Origin of the sequence: uncultured Caballeronia sp., from assembly GCF_964243625.1 — a bacterium.
GTDB lineage: Bacteria > Pseudomonadota > Gammaproteobacteria > Burkholderiales > Burkholderiaceae > Caballeronia.
Genome location: NZ_CAXTGZ010000439.1, coordinates 1 through 1,567, shown reverse-complemented (window position 1 = coordinate 1,567; position 1,567 = coordinate 1). Strand labels below are relative to the sequence as shown.

Here is a 1,567-nt window from a genome sequence, read left to right as displayed (position 1 = left end):
AAGTTTTCCCTCACGCCCGCCCCGACCAGTCCGCCCGCTGCCGCGCCCGCCACCGTCCCAAGCGGACCGCCGGTCAGCACATAACCCAACGCACCGCCGGCCGCCGCTCCAATCCCCGCGTGCGCCTGCGTACGGCTCATCGCACACCCCGACACTGCTGCAATTAACGTCGCAACCGCAGCAACCCGAATCGATACCCGCGTGATCTTGTTCATGTTGAGACCTTCCTTTTTATTGTCGATATGCCGCGCCCCGAACCTTTCAATTTCATTAGTCCGGGACGCGACGCTATCTTAAAATCGTCTCATCATTGCCGACAATGCGATTTACCTCCCGTTACGCTCGATACATCCGGTATTGAAACGCTGCGGGTTTGCATCAGATAAGGAACATGTCGCAACCGCGCCGCACATCGTGGCGAAATCCCGGCCTGCGCTGTCCCGGGCGGATTGCTAAGGTAGAATCGTTTGATCGATTTGGTCTTACCGAACGCAAGCCGCACGTATTCGAACGCTAGCGCCCTCGTCAGCTCTTCTTCTCTTTCGCATGAACACTGATCGCAACGACGCCCCGGCGGTGAATAATTTCATCCGCAATATCATTGACGAAGACAATCGCAACGGCAAATGGTCGCAGCGGGTCGAGACGCGTTTTCCGCCCGAGCCGAACGGTTATCTGCACATTGGCCATGCAAAGAGTATTTGCGTCAATTTCGGCATCGCGCGTGATTACGGCGGCGTCTGCCACCTGCGTTTCGACGATACCAACCCCGAAAAGGAAAGCGTCGAGTACGTGGATTCCATCGTCGATGCGGTCAAGTGGCTCGGCTTCGACTGGAACAAGGACGGCCAGGAATACCTGTACTTCGCAAGCGACTACTACGACCAGCTCTACGAATTCGCCGAACTGCTGATCGAGCGTGGCCAGGCCTATGTGGATAGCCAGACAGCCGAAGAAATGCGTCTCACACGCGGCTCCGCGCAGGAGCCGGGCAAGAATTCGCCGTTCCGCGACCGCACGCCTGCAGAAAACCTCGACCTGTTCCGCCGCATGAAAGCCGGCGAATTCCAGGAAGGCGAGCACGTGCTGCGCGCGAAAATCGACATGGCGTCGCCGAACTTCAACATGCGCGATCCGGTGATTTATCGCATTCGTTTCGCGCATCACTACCGGACCGGCGACACGTGGTGCATCTACCCGATGTATGACTACACGCATTGTGTATCGGACGCGCTCGAGAACATTACGCATTCGCTGTGCACGCTGGAATTCGAGGATCATCGTCCGCTTTACGACTGGTTCCTGAACCAACTCGCCGACGACGGCAAGTTCACACGTCCGCTGCCGCAGCAAATCGAGTTTTCGCGCCTGAACCTCACCTATGCAATCACCAGCAAACGCAAGCTGCTCCAACTGGTGACCGAGAACCACGTGGAAGGCTGGGACGATCCGCGCATGCCGACTATCGTGGGCGTGCGGCGCCGTGGTTTCACACCGGAAAGCATCCGCCTGATGTGCGATCGCGTGGCCGTGACGAAGGTCGATTCGTGGATCGACATGAGCGTGC

1 protein-coding gene and 1 pseudogene are annotated in these 1,567 nt (G+C 58.0%); one reads left to right on the top strand and one right to left on the bottom strand.

Translation table 11 applies throughout. The features are described 5' to 3' along the window. Nucleotides 1-8: 8 nt before the first annotated feature. Nucleotides 9-206 (bottom strand): annotated as a pseudogene (locus tag ACFFAR_RS24035) (ornithine acetyltransferase); the annotation flags it as partial. A 340-nt stretch (nucleotides 207-546) separates the two neighbouring features. Here ACFFAR_RS24035 and glnS point away from each other — a divergent pair. Next, on the top strand, nucleotides 547-1,567 hold a 1,021-nt coding region (gene glnS / locus ACFFAR_RS24030), incomplete at its 3' end, for a glutamine--tRNA ligase (protein WP_375508589.1).